The sequence below is a fragment of the Acidovorax benzenivorans genome (genome assembly GCF_028680575.1).
GTDB classification, from domain to species: domain Bacteria; phylum Pseudomonadota; class Gammaproteobacteria; order Burkholderiales; family Burkholderiaceae_C; genus Acidovorax; species Acidovorax benzenivorans.
In genome coordinates, this window is the sequence record NZ_JAPCKI010000003.1 from 231319 (window position 1) to 247370 (window position 16052).

At 60.3% G+C, this 16052-nt stretch carries 17 protein-coding genes; 11 read left to right on the top strand and 6 right to left on the bottom strand.

Annotated elements, in window-relative coordinates:
* Window positions 1-3: 3 nt before the first annotated feature.
* From hisF to OIN59_RS06970, 10 genes are read left to right on the top strand one after another with little or no spacing between them, the layout of a single operon-like run.
* Window positions 4-759, top strand: a complete 756-nt coding sequence (gene hisF, locus OIN59_RS06925) for an imidazole glycerol phosphate synthase subunit HisF (RefSeq protein ID WP_274108556.1) — start codon at window positions 4-6, stop codon at window positions 757-759.
* Complete coding sequence (gene hisH, locus OIN59_RS06930; RefSeq protein ID WP_274108558.1) at window positions 756-1406, top strand: imidazole glycerol phosphate synthase subunit HisH; 651 nt, start codon at window positions 756-758, stop codon at window positions 1404-1406. The genes hisF and hisH overlap by 4 nt, the downstream gene beginning before the upstream one ends.
* Window positions 1406-2380: a Gfo/Idh/MocA family protein gene (locus OIN59_RS06935; protein WP_274108559.1), complete on the top strand. Its 975-nt coding sequence runs from the start codon at window positions 1406-1408 to the stop codon at window positions 2378-2380. Before hisH ends, OIN59_RS06935 begins: the two co-directional genes overlap by 1 nt.
* Window positions 2377-3066, top strand: a complete 690-nt coding sequence (locus OIN59_RS06940) for an acylneuraminate cytidylyltransferase family protein (protein WP_274108560.1) — start codon at window positions 2377-2379, stop codon at window positions 3064-3066. Before OIN59_RS06935 ends, OIN59_RS06940 begins: the two co-directional genes overlap by 4 nt.
* Window positions 3063-3851, top strand: a complete 789-nt coding sequence (locus OIN59_RS06945) for an SDR family oxidoreductase (RefSeq protein ID WP_274108562.1) — start codon at window positions 3063-3065, stop codon at window positions 3849-3851. The genes OIN59_RS06940 and OIN59_RS06945 overlap by 4 nt, the downstream gene beginning before the upstream one ends.
* Window positions 3845-4879 carry an N-acetylneuraminate synthase family protein gene (locus tag OIN59_RS06950; RefSeq protein ID WP_274109057.1) on the top strand — a complete coding sequence of 345 codons (1035 nt, stop codon included), beginning with the start codon at window positions 3845-3847 and terminating at the stop codon, window positions 4877-4879. The genes OIN59_RS06945 and OIN59_RS06950 overlap by 7 nt, the downstream gene beginning before the upstream one ends.
* Entirely contained in the window at window positions 4876-6030 is a 1155-nt protein-coding gene (gene neuC / locus OIN59_RS06955) for a UDP-N-acetylglucosamine 2-epimerase (protein WP_274108564.1), read from the top strand. Before OIN59_RS06950 ends, neuC begins: the two co-directional genes overlap by 4 nt.
* Window positions 6020-6652, top strand: coding sequence for an acetyltransferase (locus OIN59_RS06960; RefSeq protein WP_274108566.1), 633 nt, complete (start codon window positions 6020-6022; stop codon window positions 6650-6652). Before neuC ends, OIN59_RS06960 begins: the two co-directional genes overlap by 11 nt.
* Complete coding sequence (locus tag OIN59_RS06965) at window positions 6649-8154, top strand: aminotransferase class I/II-fold pyridoxal phosphate-dependent enzyme (protein ID WP_274108568.1); 1506 nt, start codon at window positions 6649-6651, stop codon at window positions 8152-8154. Before OIN59_RS06960 ends, OIN59_RS06965 begins: the two co-directional genes overlap by 4 nt.
* Complete coding sequence (locus tag OIN59_RS06970) at window positions 8141-9949, top strand: polysaccharide biosynthesis protein (protein ID WP_274108570.1); 1809 nt, start codon at window positions 8141-8143, stop codon at window positions 9947-9949. The genes OIN59_RS06965 and OIN59_RS06970 overlap by 14 nt, the downstream gene beginning before the upstream one ends.
* A gap of 21 nt (window positions 9950-9970) precedes the next feature.
* Here the strand turns inward: OIN59_RS06970 and OIN59_RS06975 are convergent, their stop codons facing one another.
* Window positions 9971-10606 carry an LON peptidase substrate-binding domain-containing protein gene (locus tag OIN59_RS06975; RefSeq protein ID WP_274108572.1) on the bottom strand — a complete coding sequence of 212 codons (636 nt, stop codon included), beginning with the start codon at window positions 10604-10606 and terminating at the stop codon, window positions 9971-9973.
* Between the two features lie 80 nt (window positions 10607-10686).
* Here OIN59_RS06975 and OIN59_RS06980 point away from each other — a divergent pair, with 80 nt between their 5' ends.
* Window positions 10687-11238, top strand: a complete 552-nt coding sequence (locus OIN59_RS06980) for a YggT family protein (RefSeq protein WP_274108574.1) — start codon at window positions 10687-10689, stop codon at window positions 11236-11238.
* Between the two features lie 107 nt (window positions 11239-11345).
* Here the strand turns inward: OIN59_RS06980 and accD are convergent, their stop codons facing one another.
* From accD to truA, 5 genes are all read right to left on the bottom strand, one after another.
* Window positions 11346-12218, bottom strand: a complete 873-nt coding sequence (gene accD / locus OIN59_RS06985) for an acetyl-CoA carboxylase, carboxyltransferase subunit beta (protein ID WP_274108576.1) — start codon at window positions 12216-12218, stop codon at window positions 11346-11348.
* A gap of 115 nt (window positions 12219-12333) precedes the next feature.
* Window positions 12334-13143, bottom strand: coding sequence for a tryptophan synthase subunit alpha (gene trpA, locus OIN59_RS06990; RefSeq protein ID WP_274108578.1), 810 nt, complete (start codon window positions 13141-13143; stop codon window positions 12334-12336).
* Entirely contained in the window at window positions 13144-14427 is a 1284-nt protein-coding gene (gene trpB / locus OIN59_RS06995) for a tryptophan synthase subunit beta (protein ID WP_274108580.1), read from the bottom strand.
* Window positions 14405-15205: a phosphoribosylanthranilate isomerase gene (locus tag OIN59_RS07000; protein WP_274108582.1), complete on the bottom strand. Its 801-nt coding sequence runs from the start codon at window positions 15203-15205 to the stop codon at window positions 14405-14407. Before OIN59_RS07000 ends, trpB begins: the two co-directional genes overlap by 23 nt.
* Window positions 15202-16023, bottom strand: coding sequence for a tRNA pseudouridine(38-40) synthase TruA (gene truA / locus OIN59_RS07005; RefSeq protein ID WP_274108584.1), 822 nt, complete (start codon window positions 16021-16023; stop codon window positions 15202-15204). The genes OIN59_RS07000 and truA overlap by 4 nt, the downstream gene beginning before the upstream one ends.
* Between the last annotated feature and the right edge of the window lie 29 nt (window positions 16024-16052).

Consider the following 16052-nt stretch of genomic DNA (forward strand, 5'->3'; position numbering starts at 1 on the left):
CACATGGCTGGTTTGCGCATCATTCCCCGATTGGACATCAAGGGCCCGAATCTCATTAAGGGTATCCGGCTGGAGGGGCTTCGTGTCGTGGGTGACCCGCACGAGTTCGCTCTGCGCTATTACGCGCAAGGTGCCGATGAGTTGGTGTTCATGGATATTGTGGCCAGTCTGTACCAGCGTAATAGTCTGTCTGACATCATTCGGCGTGCCGCCGATCAGGTCTATATCCCCATCACCGTCGGTGGTGGCATCCGCTCGCTGGACGACGTACACCACACGCTGCGTTCGGGTGCTGACAAGGTGGCCATCAACACCGCCGCCATTGCACGCCCCGAACTGATTGGCGAGGTGGCCAGCCGGTTCGGTTCGCAGTGTATGGTGTTGTCGGTGGAGGCCAAGCGCACTGGGCCAGGGTGCTGGGAAGCTTATACGGACAACGGCCGTGAACACACTGGACTGGACGTGCTGGATTGGGTTGCTCAAGCGGTGGACCGTGGTGCTGGCGAGATCCTGCTAACAGCTGTGGATCAGGAGGGCACTCGTAAAGGTCTGGATATCGAGCTACTGCGTGCGGTCAACGCTCGGGTCAATGTGCCGGTGATCGCGAGCGGAGGGTTCGGTGATTCCGTTGACCTCAAGCGTGCCAGCGATGCGGGTACCTCTGGTGTGGCGATTGCTGATGCTCTGCACTGGGGGCGGATGACGGTGCCCGATATCAAGCAACAGGCGCGTGGGTTAGGCTTGGAGGTGCGTCTGTGAGTGATCGTGATGTGACGGTGATCGACTTCGGTACCGGTAATCTTCTCAATGTGGTACGTGCTCTGGAGCATTGCGGCGCAAGCGTCCGCGTGATCGATCAGGCAACGCAGGTATCTACCATGCCAGACAGACTGGTACTGCCCGGTGTAGGGGCCTTTTCGGATGCTATAGCCGAATTGAACGTGCGGGGCTTTGATGACTTGATAAAACGCTATGTGGATACAGGGCGACCTTTTCTTGGGATTTGCGTTGGTGCGCAACTGTTGTTTGAGGTGGGCGAGGAGTACGGAGTCCATTCCGGTTTGGGGTTGATTCCTGGCCGTGTACAGCTTATCCCGGCGGTGGATTCCGTTGGCCGCTCTCTGCGTGTGCCGCATATCGGGTGGAGCAACTTGGTGCGCCCGCCTATGCGTGCGGCATGGGATGACACCATCCTTGCAGCAGTGAAGCCCGGCGAATCTATGTATTTCGTACATTCTTACGCGCCAGTTCCGACGCATGAGGTGCACAGGCTCGCAGACACCTACTATCACGGCGTGCGAATCTGTGCAGCCGTAGCACGTGACCAGATCTTTGGGTGCCAGTTCCATCCCGAGCGGAGTGCCACAATGGGTTTGGGCATTCTCTCGGCCTTTCTGAAATTCTGATGAGCATCCGTATTCTCGTAACGGGGCGTGGATCGATCGCATTGCGCCATGTCCGTTGCTTGCGGGACGAACTTCCGGGGCTTGAACTCGCTGTGCTATCGAGCACTGGCGAGGTGGATGCGGATTTCCAACCTTGCAGCGTATTTACGACGCTATCGCATGGCTTGCAATGGAACCCAGATGCCGTGGTCATCGCGAGCGTTTCCAGCCGACACGGCGCAGAGCTGCGAGCCTGCTTGAAGAGAGGGCTTCATTGCCTGGTCGAGAAGCCGCTGGTGGTGACTCGTGCAGAGCTGGACGATCTGCGAGCTGCCCTGAGCACCAACGAGCAGCGATCCGCAATCGTCGTAGGTTGCAACCTGCGTTATCTCCCTGTGGTTCGGCAACTGGCCGCTGCTTTGGCCGATGTCCGTATTGGCGCGGTCGTTCGCGCCCATCTGGAGGTTGGGCAGAATCTTACGCAGTGGCGCCCCAACCGCGAACTTGTCCATTCCTATAGCGCCCAACCTGAACTGGGTGGAGGTGTGGTGTTCGATCTGGTGCACGAGATCGACATGGCGCGTTGGCTGCTTGGACCGTTGCAGGTTCAGGCCGCAGTGGGGGGGCGCCTTGGTCACTTGCCGATCAAGTCCGATGACGTGCATGTGGCGCTACTTACTCGGTTCAATGGCGCCCCTGTAGTAATTAGTCTGGACTACCTCTCGCAGCAGGCTGTACGTCGTTACGCCATCGTGTGTGAGGGCGGGTCATTGACCTGTGATGTTGTGGCTAAGCGGCTTACATTCGCTGATGGAAGCGAGACCCGGCTCATCGCTGATATGCCTGCGGACTTCGATGTGGCGCAGTCTTACCGTACGCAGATGAAAGACTGGCTGGCGGCATGGCACGATTCATCGCACGCTGTGGCCTCCTCACTGGCGGATGCCTTAGAAAGTGCCGAACTCATGCTAGCGATGAATGAAGCTTTGACATGAACATCATCACCATTTGTGCACGGGGTGGCTCTCGAGGTGTGCCAGGGAAAAATATCCGGCATCTGCTGGGCAAGCCCCTGATTGCCTGGACGATCGAGCAGGCGCTGGCAAGTGGTACGGCGGATCATGTATACGTGTCCACTGACAGCGAGGATATTGCCCGGGTTGCGGTAGATTTCGGGGCCCAGGTGCCTTTCCTGCGACCGGCCCATCTCGCTACTGACCTTGCTGGTAAGTTGCCAGTGATCCTTCATCTGGTCGAATGGGTGGAAGCGCACAACGGGCCAGTCACGCGGATTATCGACTTGGATCCGACTTCGCCGCTGCGCGATGTGGGCGACATCCGTGCGTGCGCCATGATGCTGGATAGTGACACGGATGTGGTGATCACCGGCTACATATCGGACAAAAATCCGTACTTCAATATGGTCGAGAAAAAAAATAGTGGCTATTTCGAGAGGGTTTGTAGACCTGAGGGTGAGGTGCTCGGGCGGCAAGCGGCGCCAGCGGTCTATGCAATGAATGCTTCCATTTATGCGTGGCATAGGTCCAGTCTGGCTTCTTCTTTGTGGGACCGGCCGAGAATCCAATTGCACGAGATGCCCCGAGAGCGTTCGGTAGACATTGACCATGCAATAGATTTTGAGCTGGTCGAACTTTTGATGAGGAAAAAGAGCCAAACATGAGCGACTTATTTCGTCTAGACGGCAAGGTCGTCGTGCTCACCGGCGCCGCAGGCATCATCGGTGCTGAAGTTACCCGGCTGTTTTTGAACTCCGGCGCACGAGTGTTCGCTGTTGACCGCGAGGAGGCCCTGCTAGAGCAAAGGCTGGGTAAAGCGCATGATTCCTTGATGACATGTGTGGCAGACGTTTCCAGCAAGGAGTCGGTCGGCCGGGCCTTTGCACAACTGAGTGGAAAGTGGGGCGTACCACATGTGTTGCTGAACAACGCTGCGGCCAAGTCTGCCAATTTCTTCGAATCTTTTGAAACATTCGCACTGGACGAATGGAATGAGGTGATGGCGGTCAACTTGACCGGCGCCATGCTTTGCGCCCAGGTGTTTGGAGGTGCCATGGCTGAGCGGGGTTCGGGGAACGTCGTCAACACACTGTCCATCTATGGAATCGTCGCGCCAGACCAACGGATCTACGAAGGGTCTGAGTACCTCGGGCGGGCCATCAATACGCCGGCCATATACGCCGCGAGCAAAGCGGGATTGTGGGGATTGACCAAGTATCTGGCTGCTTACTGGGGCCATCGTGGCGTGCGTGTCAACGCTGTCACACCTGGGGGCATATTCAGCGGCCAGAATGACGCTTTCGTCAAAAACTACTCCGATCGGGCACCACTTAGCCGCATGGCGGAGGCCAATGACATAGCGAATGCAATGCGTTATTTAGCCAGCGATGCAGCGAAATATGTAACTGGCCATAACCTGGTGGTAGACGGTGGGTGGACGACATGGTGAGCCCTGGCGTGTTTGTCATTGCGGAAGCTGGTGTCAATCACAATGGCAATGTGGCTCACGCCCTGGCCCTATGCGATGCTGCTAAGGCTGCAGGCGCCGATGCTGTCAAATTCCAGACATTTTGCGCTGCTGACCTTGCGGTACGCGGTGCGCCTGCGGCAGAGTACCAGACTCGCCAGACTGGCGAACTGGACCAATACTCTATGTTAGAGCGGCTGGAGCTTACCGAAGCGCAGCACATACAGATTCAGGCACACTGCAGGGCCATCGCGATCGAATTTTTCTCCACACCGTTTTCTGTGCCTGCAGTCGATATGCTGGTTCGCCTGGGTGTCCAGCGACTCAAACTGTCGTCCGGTGAGCTCACGCATCGTCAGCTGGTTGAGCACGCCGCAGCGACCCAGTTGCCGCTGCTGGTGTCTACCGGCATGGCCACCATGAAAGAGATCGTTGAAGCTCTGGCCTGGATGCGCAAAGCCCGTGGCCACCTCAATGGAGTGGTGGTAATGCACTGCACCTCCGCCTATCCCGCAGCAGACGACACTCTGAATTTGACCGCGATGGCGCAGATGCGCCGCGAACTCGGTGTGCCGATCGGTTACTCAGATCACAGTCTGGGAGTTGAAGCCCCGCTGGCGGCCGTGGCCTTGGGTGCATGTGCAATCGAAAAACATCTGACGCTGGACCGCAGTTTGCCCGGCCCAGACCACAGTGCGTCGCTTGAGCCCGCAGGGTTTGCCGAGATGATCCGTGGCATACGGCGTGTGACGGCTATGCGCGGCGATGGCGTTAAGGTTCCCCGTTCAGAAGAGTTGGATGCTGCTCGTGTGGCGCGCCGCAGTGTTGTGGCGCTGCAAGACATTGCGGCGGGCGAGCCACTGTGCGCGGATATGCTGGGTTGCCGCCGCCCTGCGATAGGCATCGCTCCGAGTGACCTGGACAGTTTGGTGGGGCGGCAATTGCGTCACGCGGTTACGGGCGGCACCGTGTTGAACTGGTCCGATTTGACCCCAGAGTTTGGCCCATGAACCCTGCGCACTCGGCAGCAACCCGTCGTGTGTTGTACCTCAGCGGCACACGAGCTGACTTCGGACTAATGCGCGGCACACTGCAACGTGCCGCAGCCAACCCGGCTCTGGCGTTGAACGTGGCCGTGACCGGAACTCACCTGGACGCGGCACACGGAAACACGGTGGACGACATCCGTGCAGCCGGTCTGCCGGTGGTGACGGAGTTGCCGGTGGATGTGCTCACTCGCACTCCGGCGAGTATGTCAGTGGCTGTGGCGAAGTGCTTGCAAGGCATGGCAGCGTTGCTGGAACAGCAGCGACCAGATATCCTGCTTCTGCTAGGTGACCGTGGTGAGATGCTGGCCGGTGCAATTGCTGCCTTGAATCAAGGGGTGGTAACTGTGCACATTCACGGTGGTGAGCGTTCGGGGACGGTCGACGAGCTCATGCGCCATGCCATCAGTAAGCTATGCAGCTACCATCTGGTTGCTACCGAAGAGTCGCGTGACCGTCTGATCCGCATGGGCGAAGCGTCAGAGCGTATTCATGTAGTCGGTGCTCCCGGGCTCGACGGCCTGACCGATTTGGCTTCGGGCGCGCGCGAAGAAGTTCTGGCAGCGCTGGATTTGCCCAGCGACCAGCCGTTCATTCTGGTGGCGTTTCACCCGGTGGTGCAACAGGCTGGTCTTGCCTATGAACAGACCCGGGCCTTGATGCAGGCACTGCAGCAGCAAGTGTGTCCCTTGCTTTGGCTTGAGCCAAACGCAGACGCGGGCGCACTGGGCGTACTGCAGGCGCTCGACGAAGGGCCGCTTCCTGCTGGCTCGCGTCGTGTCACCCACCTGAGCCGTGTGTTGTTTGCACAGGCCATGCGCCATGCAGCGGTGATGGTGGGTAATTCGTCATCAGGCATTATTGAAGCGGCCAGTTTTGGAACCCCAGTCATCAACATCGGCGACCGCCAACGGCTACGCCAACGCAATGCCAACACGGTGGACGTGCCCGCTGAAACCGAAGCCCTGTCCTCAGCCCTGCGGCAAGCCTTGGCCTGCGAGCGGCTTCCGCTCCACAACCGCTATGGCGATGGGCAGGCGGGTGCCCGCATTGTGGAACTGTTGATAAGGCTGCCACTCACGCCTTCGGTGCTGGAGAAAACCAATGCCTATTGAGGCTTCCCAGCGCCTATCTCTGCTGATTTTTGGTGCGGGCGGACATGCGCGTGTCGTCGCCGATGCCTTGCAACAAGCTCATGCCGACTGGCTGTTGGTCGCGTCCGATCGCAACGATCAGCTGTGTCGGGGTGAGTTGTTGCCCGGCATTCCACTGGAGGCAGTGAACTCCTTGGAGCCATGGTCCGGCGCTTTGCATGTGGCTATTGGAGACAACCGAGCGCGTGAAAAGGAGAGTATGCAGCTGGGGCTGCATCAGCTAGTCTCAGTGGTTCACCCGAGGGCCAGCGTTTCGCCCCACTCGACGGTGGCTGAAGGCTGCTTTGTGGCGGCACAGGCGGTGATCGCGCCCGGCGTGGTGCTAGGACGCAGTGTTATCGTCAACCACGCTGCGGTGGTGGACCATGACTGCACGGTGGGGGCCTTCACTCATATTGCTCCCGGCGCCGTGCTCGGCGGTGGGGCGTATATCGGTTCGCGGGTCCTGATCGGATCCGGTGCCACGGTGCTACCTGGGCGCGTGATCTGTGACGGTGCGGTGATCGGTTCCGGTGCAGTGGTTTGCCATGACATTCAACAAGCCAGCACCTACATTGGTGTTCCGGCCAGGAGCGTTTCATGAATCAGGCAGAGTTCAACGCCTTGTGCGTTGCACCCAGTTGCACGTTGCGGGAAGCTCTGCTGCGGCTGAATACCATGGCCAGAGGCTTTTTGATGGTGCTCGGCGAAGACAGGCGGTTATTGCGCACACTGACTGATGGCGATCTGCGACGTGCCCGCTTGGCCGGTCTCAGCGATGCTGCCTTGGTTCTTGAGCTCCCGGCACAGCCACCCAAGGTGGTGAATGAGGACGCTACCGCCGCGGTTGTGCTCGAATTGATGGACCGCCACCAGATCGATCACGTCCCGGTACTAAATGCGCAGGACCACCCGGTGGATGTAGTGTTGCGGAGGGAGTTGTCGCAGCGCATCTGGCTTTCTTCGCCTCATTTGGGCGAAGAGGAAACTGCCTTTGTCGAAGAGGCCTTCCGCACCAACTGGATCGCTCCCCTCGGACCGCACGTGGATGCCTTCGAGCGTGAACTCGCTGAGCATGTGGACGTGGGTCATGCTGCAGCCCTGAGTTCCGGCACGGCGGCCATCCACCTTGGCCTATTGCTGCTGGGCGTACAGCCGGGCGACACTGTGTTTTGCTCGTCGCTTACCTTCGTAGCCAGCTGCAATCCCATCCTATATTGCAATGCACTGCCGGTGTTCATCGACTCGGAGCCTGGCTCGTGGAACATGTCACCGCAGGCGCTGGAGCGAGCCTTTGAATCGGCGCGCCGAAAAAACTGCATGCCGCGCTGTGTGGTGCTGGTCAATCTGTATGGTCAGAGTGCCGATATGGACGCGCTGCTGCCCATTTGTGAGCGTTACAACGTGCCCGTGCTTGAAGACGCTGCAGAGTCCCTGGGGGCTCGGTACAAAGGGCGCGCCAGCGGAAGCTTCGGCCACTTAGCGGTGTACTCGTTTAATGGTAATAAGATCATCACAACATCGGGCGGTGGCATGCTGGTTTCCAGTGATGCTGCGCTGATTGCCCGAGCCAGGAAGCTTTCTACCCAGGCGCGCGAGGCAGCCCTCCACTACGAGCATGTGGGGGTGGGCTTCAACTACCGTATGAGCAACGTGCTCGCTGGCATTGGCCGAGGTCAACTTCGTGTCCTGGACGAGCGGGTGCGGCAGCGTCGGCGCGTGTTTGAGCGCTATCAGGAAGCCCTCGCCGACATTCCTACCGTTCGCTGGATGCCTGAGCCCACCGGCTATCTATCAACCCGTTGGTTGTCGTGCTTTGCGCTTGAAGGCGAAGGCGCCGCCGCCCAATGCAATGTCCTCATGCGGTTGATGGAGCGGCATTCGATCGAAGTGCGGCCCGTCTGGAAGCCCATGCACCTGCAGCCGCTGTTCAGGAACGCCCCCTATTTCCCTCACGCTGACGGGGTGGATGTGTCGCGCCAGTTGTTTGCAACCGGCTTGTGCCTCCCATCGGGATCCAACTTGTCTGAAGTGCAGCAAGATCGGGTGATTGCCCATCTGCGGCGTGCCTTGTCGTCATCTGTGGATACTCGTGCGCTGGCATAAGAGCAATTTTCTGGCATTTGTATTGGACCTGATGCTGGTCGCATTCGGGTGGTGGCTCGCTTTCTGGTTGCGCTTCAACCTGGACATGCCTGATGAATTCCAGGTCATGATGGTTGGTACTCTCCCTTGGCCACTGCTCGGGTTTGGCGCGAGCTTGCTGGTCTGGGGGGTATACCGCCACATCTGGCGCTATACCAGCGTGGCAGAACTTACGCGCCTTTTTTATGGTGTGGTGTTCGCCGGTTTGTTGTCTGCCTCTGCAGTGCTGATGCTGCGAGTCGGATCCTTCCCGCGTTCGGTGTTGCTATTGCACCCCATGCTGGTGTTGTTGCTTCTGGGCGGCGCGCGAGTAAGCGCTCGACTACTGCTGGTCAACCGTGCGCAAAGTGCTCTCACGGGCAAGCCCTTGTTGCTGGTGGGCTCGGTTCAGGACGCAGCAGCGGCCTTGTCCGCCTTGCGCGGCGCGCGCCTGTGGTCGCCGGTTGGTATTGTCAGCCCCATCGCTACCGAAAAAGGCCGCAACTTGCAAGGACTAAGCGTGCTTGGAGGCTTGGCAGATCTACATCGTATTGCTGAAAGCACCCAAGCGGCTGCAGCTCTCGTGGTTTTAGCCGTAGGGTCTGATGCGAGGCGTGAGGTGCTGATGGGGGCTAGCGAAGTGAGCCTTCCTCTGTTGACCATGCCGCGGCCGGACGAGTGGCTGCGTTCTGAAGATGGTCAACCAAGACGCATTGAGCTTGAGGATTTGTTGGGTAGAGTGCCTGTGGTACTGGACGAAAAGGGGCTGTCCGATCTCATTGCTGGAGAGACGGTGCTGGTCACCGGTGCCGGAGGCTCGATAGGATCTGAATTGTGCCGCCAGATCGCACGCTTTGGCGTTGCGCGACTTGTGTGTGTGGATGTGTCCGAATACGCTATCTATCAGCTTGAGCAAGAGTTGCGTAGGGCTCATCCCCAGATGCAGGGGCTCTACTACACGGCCAACGTACGAGAAAATGAGCGATTGCTTGCCATCGCTCGGCTCCATAGGCCGACGGTGGTGTTTCATGCCGCCGCCTACAAGCATGTCCCCCTGATGGAGTCTTTGAATGAGGTCGAAGCCCTGCGCACCAACGTGTTGGGAACATTGAATGCCGCCCGCGTCGCTGGTGCCGTTGGAGCTACACGCTTTGTGCTGATATCCACAGACAAAGCTGTCAATCCGACGAATGTGATGGGCGCGAGTAAAAGGTTGGCTGAACTGGTCATGCAGTCAGTGGCTACCGAGTACGACAGCACGCGTTTCGTAGCCGTGCGTTTTGGAAACGTATTGGGCTCCAGTGGTTCTGTTGTTCCTTTGTTCACTGCACAGATCGCGCGTGGCGGTCCTGTGACCGTCACGCATCCAGACATCGTTCGGTATTTCATGACAATTCCTGAAGCGGCCCAACTGGTTTTGCAGGCTGGTTTGATGGGACAGTCGGGGCAGATTTTCGTGTTGGATATGGGGGAACCTGTCAAAATTCTCGACCTTGCGAAGATTTTGATACGGCTATCCGGAAAAAATGAGCAGGAAATTCCTGTGGTGTTTACAGGGCTCAGACCTGGGGAGAAGCTCTACGAAGAACTTCTCGCCAACGGCGAAACCACCGCGCCGACACCACATTCCAAACTGCATGTGGCAAAAACCAGCTCGCCGGATCGCCTGAATCCAGATGCGGTCCTCAAAGATATCGAGAGTTTAGGGGGGGCTCCGGTGCCCTCATCGCTGCGCGCTTGGCTGCAGAGCCTGGTACCTGAATACTCAGTGCGTTGACCGGGTCTTCGCCTTTTTGCGCTACTGCGCTATCCCGGTCCGCTCCAACACATCTCCCACCAGCTCCAGGCGCACCAGAGGATTCTCCAGCTCCATCAGCCGTTGTTTCAGTTCCAGCGGTACAGGCAATAGTTCGCACCATCGGTTCGCCACCCAGCCGCAATCATCCAGTTGCGCCGCAGTGGGGGTGAGCAGGTGTGGCATGTCCGGGTCGCGCAATTGCAGTGTGCGCAAAACCTGCGCCAAAGTGGTGGATGCCTTCTTGAGATCGTCGGGAACCGGTATCGGCAGATCCTTTTCGATGTGGCCGACGTCGGCAACCCACAGGCCGTGTGGCAGGTGGTGGCGCTGGGTGATACGGAAACGCTGGCTGCCTCGGCACAGTAGCGTGATCAGTCCTGGTTGAGGGGTGTCGATCTGCTCGATCCCGGCCAGGGTGCCGACGTCTTTGAAGCGTTCTTCCGGCGCGCCAGCCTGGCGCACTTCCTGGCCTTGGGTGAGCGCGACCACGCCGAAGGGGGCGCCAGCCTGGTGGCACTTGCGCACCATGTCCAGATAGCGCACCTCAAACACCCGCAGCGCTAACACTCCGTCCGGGAACAGGACGGAGCCCAGGGGGAAAAGCGGCAGGGACGACAAGGTAAGGGGTGGGGTCATGGGCGCGTGGGTGCCTTCGCCCGCTATCATCCCATGACACCGTCGGCTTTTTGCTGCGCACCACTGCTTTTGTCTCATCCATGCTCTATCAGATCGCCTCGTTCTTGCTTGATGTTGTTGGCGGCTTGCTGACCGGGGCCTGCCTCTTGCGGCTGTATATGCAGTGGCAGCGGGTGCCGTTTTCAAACCCTGTAGGGGGGGTGGTGTTTGCGTTGACCGACTGGCTGATCATGCCGCTGCGCCGGGTCATTCCGCCTGTGGGGCACTGGGATGTATCCAGCCTGGTGGCTGCGATGTTGGTGCAGCTGGTGCAGTACGCGTTGTTGACGTTGCTGCTCGGTACGGGCTCGGCATGGGCGTGGTTGCCCTGGCTGGCCTTGTTTGGGCTGCTGCGCGTGGCGGTCTCGGGGCTGATCGGCCTGCTGATTGTCTATGCCGTCCTGTCCTGGGTACAGGGTGGCCGTTCACCGCTGGCCGATGTGATCGCACGCCTGTGCGAGCCGGTGTTGCGACCGTTTCGCCGGGTGATTCCGCTGATGGGTGGCTTTGATCTGTCACCCCTGGTGGCGCTGGTGGTGCTGCAGGTCGTGATGATTGTGCTGGGCCATTTGCAGGCCAGCGTGATGCGTTGAGCATCTTAAAGGCCCGATGCGCTAGCCAAATATGTCCTGTTTGCTATTAAAAATATAGCAATTACGTGGTGAGGCCTCACTCAGTCCCCCTTTCAGGGACCGGATATTTACATCACCGCGTCAGCAGGCAGTCGCTGCAGCATGGCCAGGCTGCTGGCCACTGTGTTGCGCAGCTCTCGGCGGTCGCAGATGAAGTCCACGGCGCCCTTGGTCTGCAGGAACTCGGCGCGCTGGAAGCCCTCGGGCAGGGTCACGCGCACGGTGGATTCGATCACGCGGGGGCCGGCAAAGCCGATCAGCGCCTTGGGCTCGGCAATCACGATGTCGCCCACAAAGGCAAAGCCAGCGCTCACGCCGCCCATGGTGGGATCGGTCAGCACGCTGATGTAGGGCAGGCCCTTCTTGGCCAGACGGGTCAGCGCCGCATTGGTTTTGGCCATTTGCATGAGCGACAGCAGGCCTTCTTGCATGCGGGCGCCGCCGGTGGCGGTAAAGCAGATGAAGGGCACCTTCTGCTCAATGGCGGTTTCCACGCCACGCACAAAGCGCTCGCCCACCACGGAGCCCATGGAGCCGCCCATGAAGTCGAACTCGAAGCACGCGGCCACCACGTTAATGCTCTTGACCGCGCCGCCCATGACGATGAGTGCATCGGTCTCACCCGTGTTCTCCAGGGCTTCCTTCAGGCGCTCGGGGTACTTGCGGCTGTCCTTGAACTTGAGGGCGTCTACGGGCAGCACTTCCTGGCCGATTTCATAGCGGCCTTCGGCGTCCAGAAAAGCGTTCAGCCGAGCACGTGCGCCAATGCGGTGGTGGTGGCTGCAATGGGGGCAGACGTTCTGGTTTTGCTCCAGATCGGCCTTGTAGAGCACCGTTTCGCAGCTCGGGCACTTGATCCACAGGCCTTCGGGCACCTGGCGGCGCTCGGTGGGGTCGGTTTGCTGGATTTTGGCGGGCAGAAGTTTTTCGAGCCAGGACATGGTGTTCTCCTCTTCATTGGCGCGACCTGTTGCAAAGCCCGTGGGCGTTGGCGGGGCAGGCCGGGTGTGAATCTGTCGGCGCACCCCGCAGGATGCGCCGGGCTGCATTATGCGACTAGGCGTCCAGGGCCTTGCGGATGCCGCGCAGGAAGTCGATGGTTAGGGGCACCACCTTGGCGTGCTCCTGGTCTTCGATCAGCTGGATGATGCGGCTGCCGATGACCACGGCATCGGCCACCTTGCCAATGGCTTGGGCGGTGGCTGCGTCGCGGATGCCAAAGCCCACACCCACGGGGATGGTTACATGCTGGCGGATGCGGGGCAGCATCTGCTCCACGGCAGCCGTGTCCAGCGCGCCCGAGCCCGTCACGCCTTTGAGCGACACGTAGTAAACGTAGCCGCTGGCCACGCGCGCTACTTGGGCCATACGCTCGTCCGTGCTGGTGGGTGCCAGCAGGAAGATCAGGTCCATGCCGTACTCACGCAGACTGGCTGCAAAGGCTTCACACTCTTCGGGCGGGTAGTCCACGATGAGTACGCCGTCAACACCGGCAGCAGCGGCGTCGCGCACAAAAGCGCCTGCGCCGTGCTTCTGGTCGTAGCGTTCCACGGGGTTGGCATAGCCCATCAGCACCACGGGCGTGGTGCTGTTGCGCTTGCGGAACTCACGCACATGGTCGAGCACTTGCACCATGCCGATGCCCAGACTGAGGGCCTTCTCGCCCGCCTTCTGAATCACCGGGCCATCGGCCATGGGGTCGGAAAAGGGCACGCCCAGCTCGATCACGTCGGCACCGGCCTCGACCATGCCGTGCATGAGTGCGGGGGTGATGTCTGCGAACGGGAACCCGGCGGTCACATAGGGAATCAGCGCTTTGCGGCCCTGCGCTTGCAGGGCAGAGAAGGTGGATGCGATACGGCTCATTTATTTCACCACCTTGATGGGTTGCTCGCCGCCCTTGACGGACTGCCCCTGGCAGCTGGGTCGGCAGTAAAAGTCGGCGCCACTGAGGTCGGCCACGGTACCGATGTCCTTGTCGCCACGGCCCGAGAGGTTGACCAGGATGGATTGGTCAGGGCGCATGGTCTTGGCCAGCTTCATGGCGTAGGCCACAGCATGGCTGGACTCCAGCGCAGGGATGATGCCCTCGGTGCGGCACAGGTAGTGGAAGGCGTCCAGCGCTTCCTTGTCGGTAATGCTGACGTATTCGGCACGACCGATCTCTTGCAGCCATGCGTGCTCCGGGCCCACACCGGGGTAGTCCAGGCCGGCGCTGATGCTGTGGGTTTCAGTGATCTGGCCGTTGTCATCCTGCAGGATGAAGGTGCGGTTGCCATGCAGTACGCCCGCGCTGCCTTTTTGCAGGGATGCCGAGTGTTTGCCCGACTCCAGCCCTTCGCCTGCGGCTTCCACGCCGATGAGGCGCGTTTTCTCGAACGGAATGTAGGGATGGAAGATGCCCATGGCGTTGCTGCCGCCGCCCACGCAAGCGATGACGGCATCGGGCTGGTCGCCCAGCACCTTTTGCTCGGCCAGCATGGTTGGCATCTGCTCGATGCATTCCTTGCCGATCACGCTCTGGAAGTCGCGCACCATCATCGGGTAGGGGTGCGGGCCCGCCACCGTGCCGATGATGTAGAAGGTGTTGTCCACATTGGCCACCCAGTCGCGCATGGCTTCGTTGAGCGCATCTTTGAGCGTCTTGCTGCCTGAATCTACCGGCACTACGGTGGCGCCCAGCAGCTTCATGCGATACACGTTGGGGCTTTGGCGCTTCACGTCCTCGGCGCCCATGTACACCACGCATTCGAGCCCATAGCGGGCGCAGATGGTGGCCGTGGCCACGCCGTGCTGGCCTGCGCCAGTCTCGGCAATCACGCGGGGTTTGCCCATGCGCTTGGCGAGCATGGCCTGGCCGATGACGTTGTTGATCTTGTGGGCGCCCGTGTGGTTCAGGTCTTCGCGCTTGAGGTAGATCTGCGCGCCACCCATTTCGCGGCTGGTACGGGCTGCGTGGTAGATGGGAGAGGGGCGACCGACGAAGTGCTTGAGTTCGTAATGGAATTCGGCCAGAAACTCGGGGTCGTTTTGGTAGCGGGCGTAAGCCTCGCGCAGTTCCTGGATGGCGTGGGTCAGGGTTTCGCTGACGAAGCTGCCGCCATAAGGGCCGAAATGGCCGGAAGCATCAGGTTGTTGATAGGAATTCATGGGGGTTCTTTGCAAGTTGGGCATCGGCCGCACGCACGGCGGCAACGAAGCGTTGGATCTTCACGGCGTCCTTGATGCCCTTGATGGTTTTGCCATCAGGGCCATCGGCTTCGACGCCGGAGCTGACATCAACCGCCAGCGAGTAGCCTCGCGGGCGGACTTGCAAAATGCCATCGGTCACGTTTGCAGGCGTGAGTCCACCAGACAAAACGAGGTGAGAGCTGACGCTTGGTGGAAGGAGTGACCAATTGAATGCCTTGCCGCTGCCGCCAAAACCTTCGACATGGGCGTCGAGCAGGATGGCTTGGGCGTGAGAGTAATCGTGTGCGTATTTTACGAGGTCAAACTGCGCCGCTCCGTCGCCCAGGGGAATTCGGGCTGCGCGCAGGTACGGCCTTGCGCCATCGTGGGTGGCGGCCAGGCAATCCTGCGGAGATTCATCACCATGAAATTGGATTGTGGCGCCCGCTATCAAAGCACTAGCTGCTATCACATTAGGAGTTGACTCGTTCACGAACAGCAGCACGGGTGTGACAAACGGCGAAAGGCGCCGAGCCAGCTGTGCGGCCCGCTGGGGAGTGACCGCGCGTGGGCTGGGGGCGTAGAGCACAAAGCCCACGGCGTCAGCGCCCGCGGCCACTGCTGCATCCACGTCTTCCTCTCGGGTCAGCCCGCAGATCTTGATGCGGGTGCGAACGTTGGCGGGCGCCTGGAAAGGGGGGTGGAGGTGTTGGCTGGCAACAGGGGCGGTTGTGGTCGGTGCGGGGGCCTGGTTCATGGAAGCCAATCATACGCAGCCGTGCGCTGGGGCAGCCCCCAGGCGGCGTCGTACACGGGCCCTTGAAAGTACAGCCCGTCTGGCGAAAACGTCGGTGCCGCCACCTTGCGGGACCGAGCTGCAAGCACCTCGGCCATCCACTCAGGAGGCTGTGTGCCCTGGCCGATGGCGATCAGGCAACCCATGATGTTGCGGATCATGTGGTGCAAGAAGGCGTTGGCTTCGAACTCGAACCGCCAATAGCAAGGGCTCCAGCCCAGCTCCGGGTGCGGTGCGGTCGCGCCCCGCCGGACGATATCGATGCGTTGCAAGGTCTTGAAGGGAGTTTTGGCCTGGCAGGCAGATGCGCGGAACGAGGTGAAGTCATGCTCGCCGATCAGGTAGTCTGCAGCCTGCCGCATGGCGTCGTGGTCCAACGGGTGGAACACCCAGCCCACCCGCCCGGCATCTACGCTGGGCCGCACTGGCGACTGCAGCAGCACATAGGCATAACGCCGTGCCACGGCACTGGCGCGTGCATGAAAATTGTCAGGGATGGTCTGCGCCCACTGCACCGCAATATCAGATGGCAAGAAGGTGTTGGTACCCCGGACCCAGGACGCCGCAGGGCGGTCCAGCGGGGTGTCAAAGTGCACCACCTGCATCAGGCCGTGCACACCGGCATCCGTACGGCCCGCGCAGAGAGTGCTGACCGGGTGTGTAGCAAAGCGGCCCAAGGCCGCTTCGAGTTTGTCTTGTACGGTGTTGCCAGACAGCTGGCTTTGCCAGCCGCTGTAGGCTTGGCCGTTGTAGCTGACACCCAGCGCCACCCGGGTCATGGGGCGGCCTGGAGACGTGCTGGGGGCGG

Coding starts and splice junctions, on each gene's coding strand:
- hisF (WP_274108556.1), top strand. CDS start 4: ATGGCTGGTTTGCGCATCATTCCCCGATTGGACATCAAGGGCCCGAAT.
- OIN59_RS06935 (WP_274108559.1), top strand. CDS start 1,406: ATGAGCATCCGTATTCTCGTAACGGGGCGTGGATCGATCGCATTGCGC.
- OIN59_RS06940 (WP_274108560.1), top strand. CDS start 2,377: ATGAACATCATCACCATTTGTGCACGGGGTGGCTCTCGAGGTGTGCCA.
- OIN59_RS06945 (WP_274108562.1), top strand. CDS start 3,063: ATGAGCGACTTATTTCGTCTAGACGGCAAGGTCGTCGTGCTCACCGGC.
- OIN59_RS06950 (WP_274109057.1), top strand. CDS start 3,845: ATGGTGAGCCCTGGCGTGTTTGTCATTGCGGAAGCTGGTGTCAATCAC.
- neuC (WP_274108564.1), top strand. CDS start 4,876: ATGAACCCTGCGCACTCGGCAGCAACCCGTCGTGTGTTGTACCTCAGC.
- OIN59_RS06960 (WP_274108566.1), top strand. CDS start 6,020: ATGCCTATTGAGGCTTCCCAGCGCCTATCTCTGCTGATTTTTGGTGCG.
- OIN59_RS06965 (WP_274108568.1), top strand. CDS start 6,649: ATGAATCAGGCAGAGTTCAACGCCTTGTGCGTTGCACCCAGTTGCACG.
- OIN59_RS06975 (WP_274108572.1), bottom strand. CDS start 10,606: ATGACCCCACCCCTTACCTTGTCGTCCCTGCCGCTTTTCCCCCTGGGC.
- OIN59_RS06980 (WP_274108574.1), top strand. CDS start 10,687: ATGCTCTATCAGATCGCCTCGTTCTTGCTTGATGTTGTTGGCGGCTTG.
- accD (WP_274108576.1), bottom strand. CDS start 12,218: ATGTCCTGGCTCGAAAAACTTCTGCCCGCCAAAATCCAGCAAACCGAC.
- trpA (WP_274108578.1), bottom strand. CDS start 13,143: ATGAGCCGTATCGCATCCACCTTCTCTGCCCTGCAAGCGCAGGGCCGC.
- trpB (WP_274108580.1), bottom strand. CDS start 14,427: ATGAATTCCTATCAACAACCTGATGCTTCCGGCCATTTCGGCCCTTAT.
- OIN59_RS07000 (WP_274108582.1), bottom strand. CDS start 15,205: ATGAACCAGGCCCCCGCACCGACCACAACCGCCCCTGTTGCCAGCCAA.
- truA (WP_274108584.1), bottom strand. CDS start 16,023: ATGACCCGGGTGGCGCTGGGTGTCAGCTACAACGGCCAAGCCTACAGC.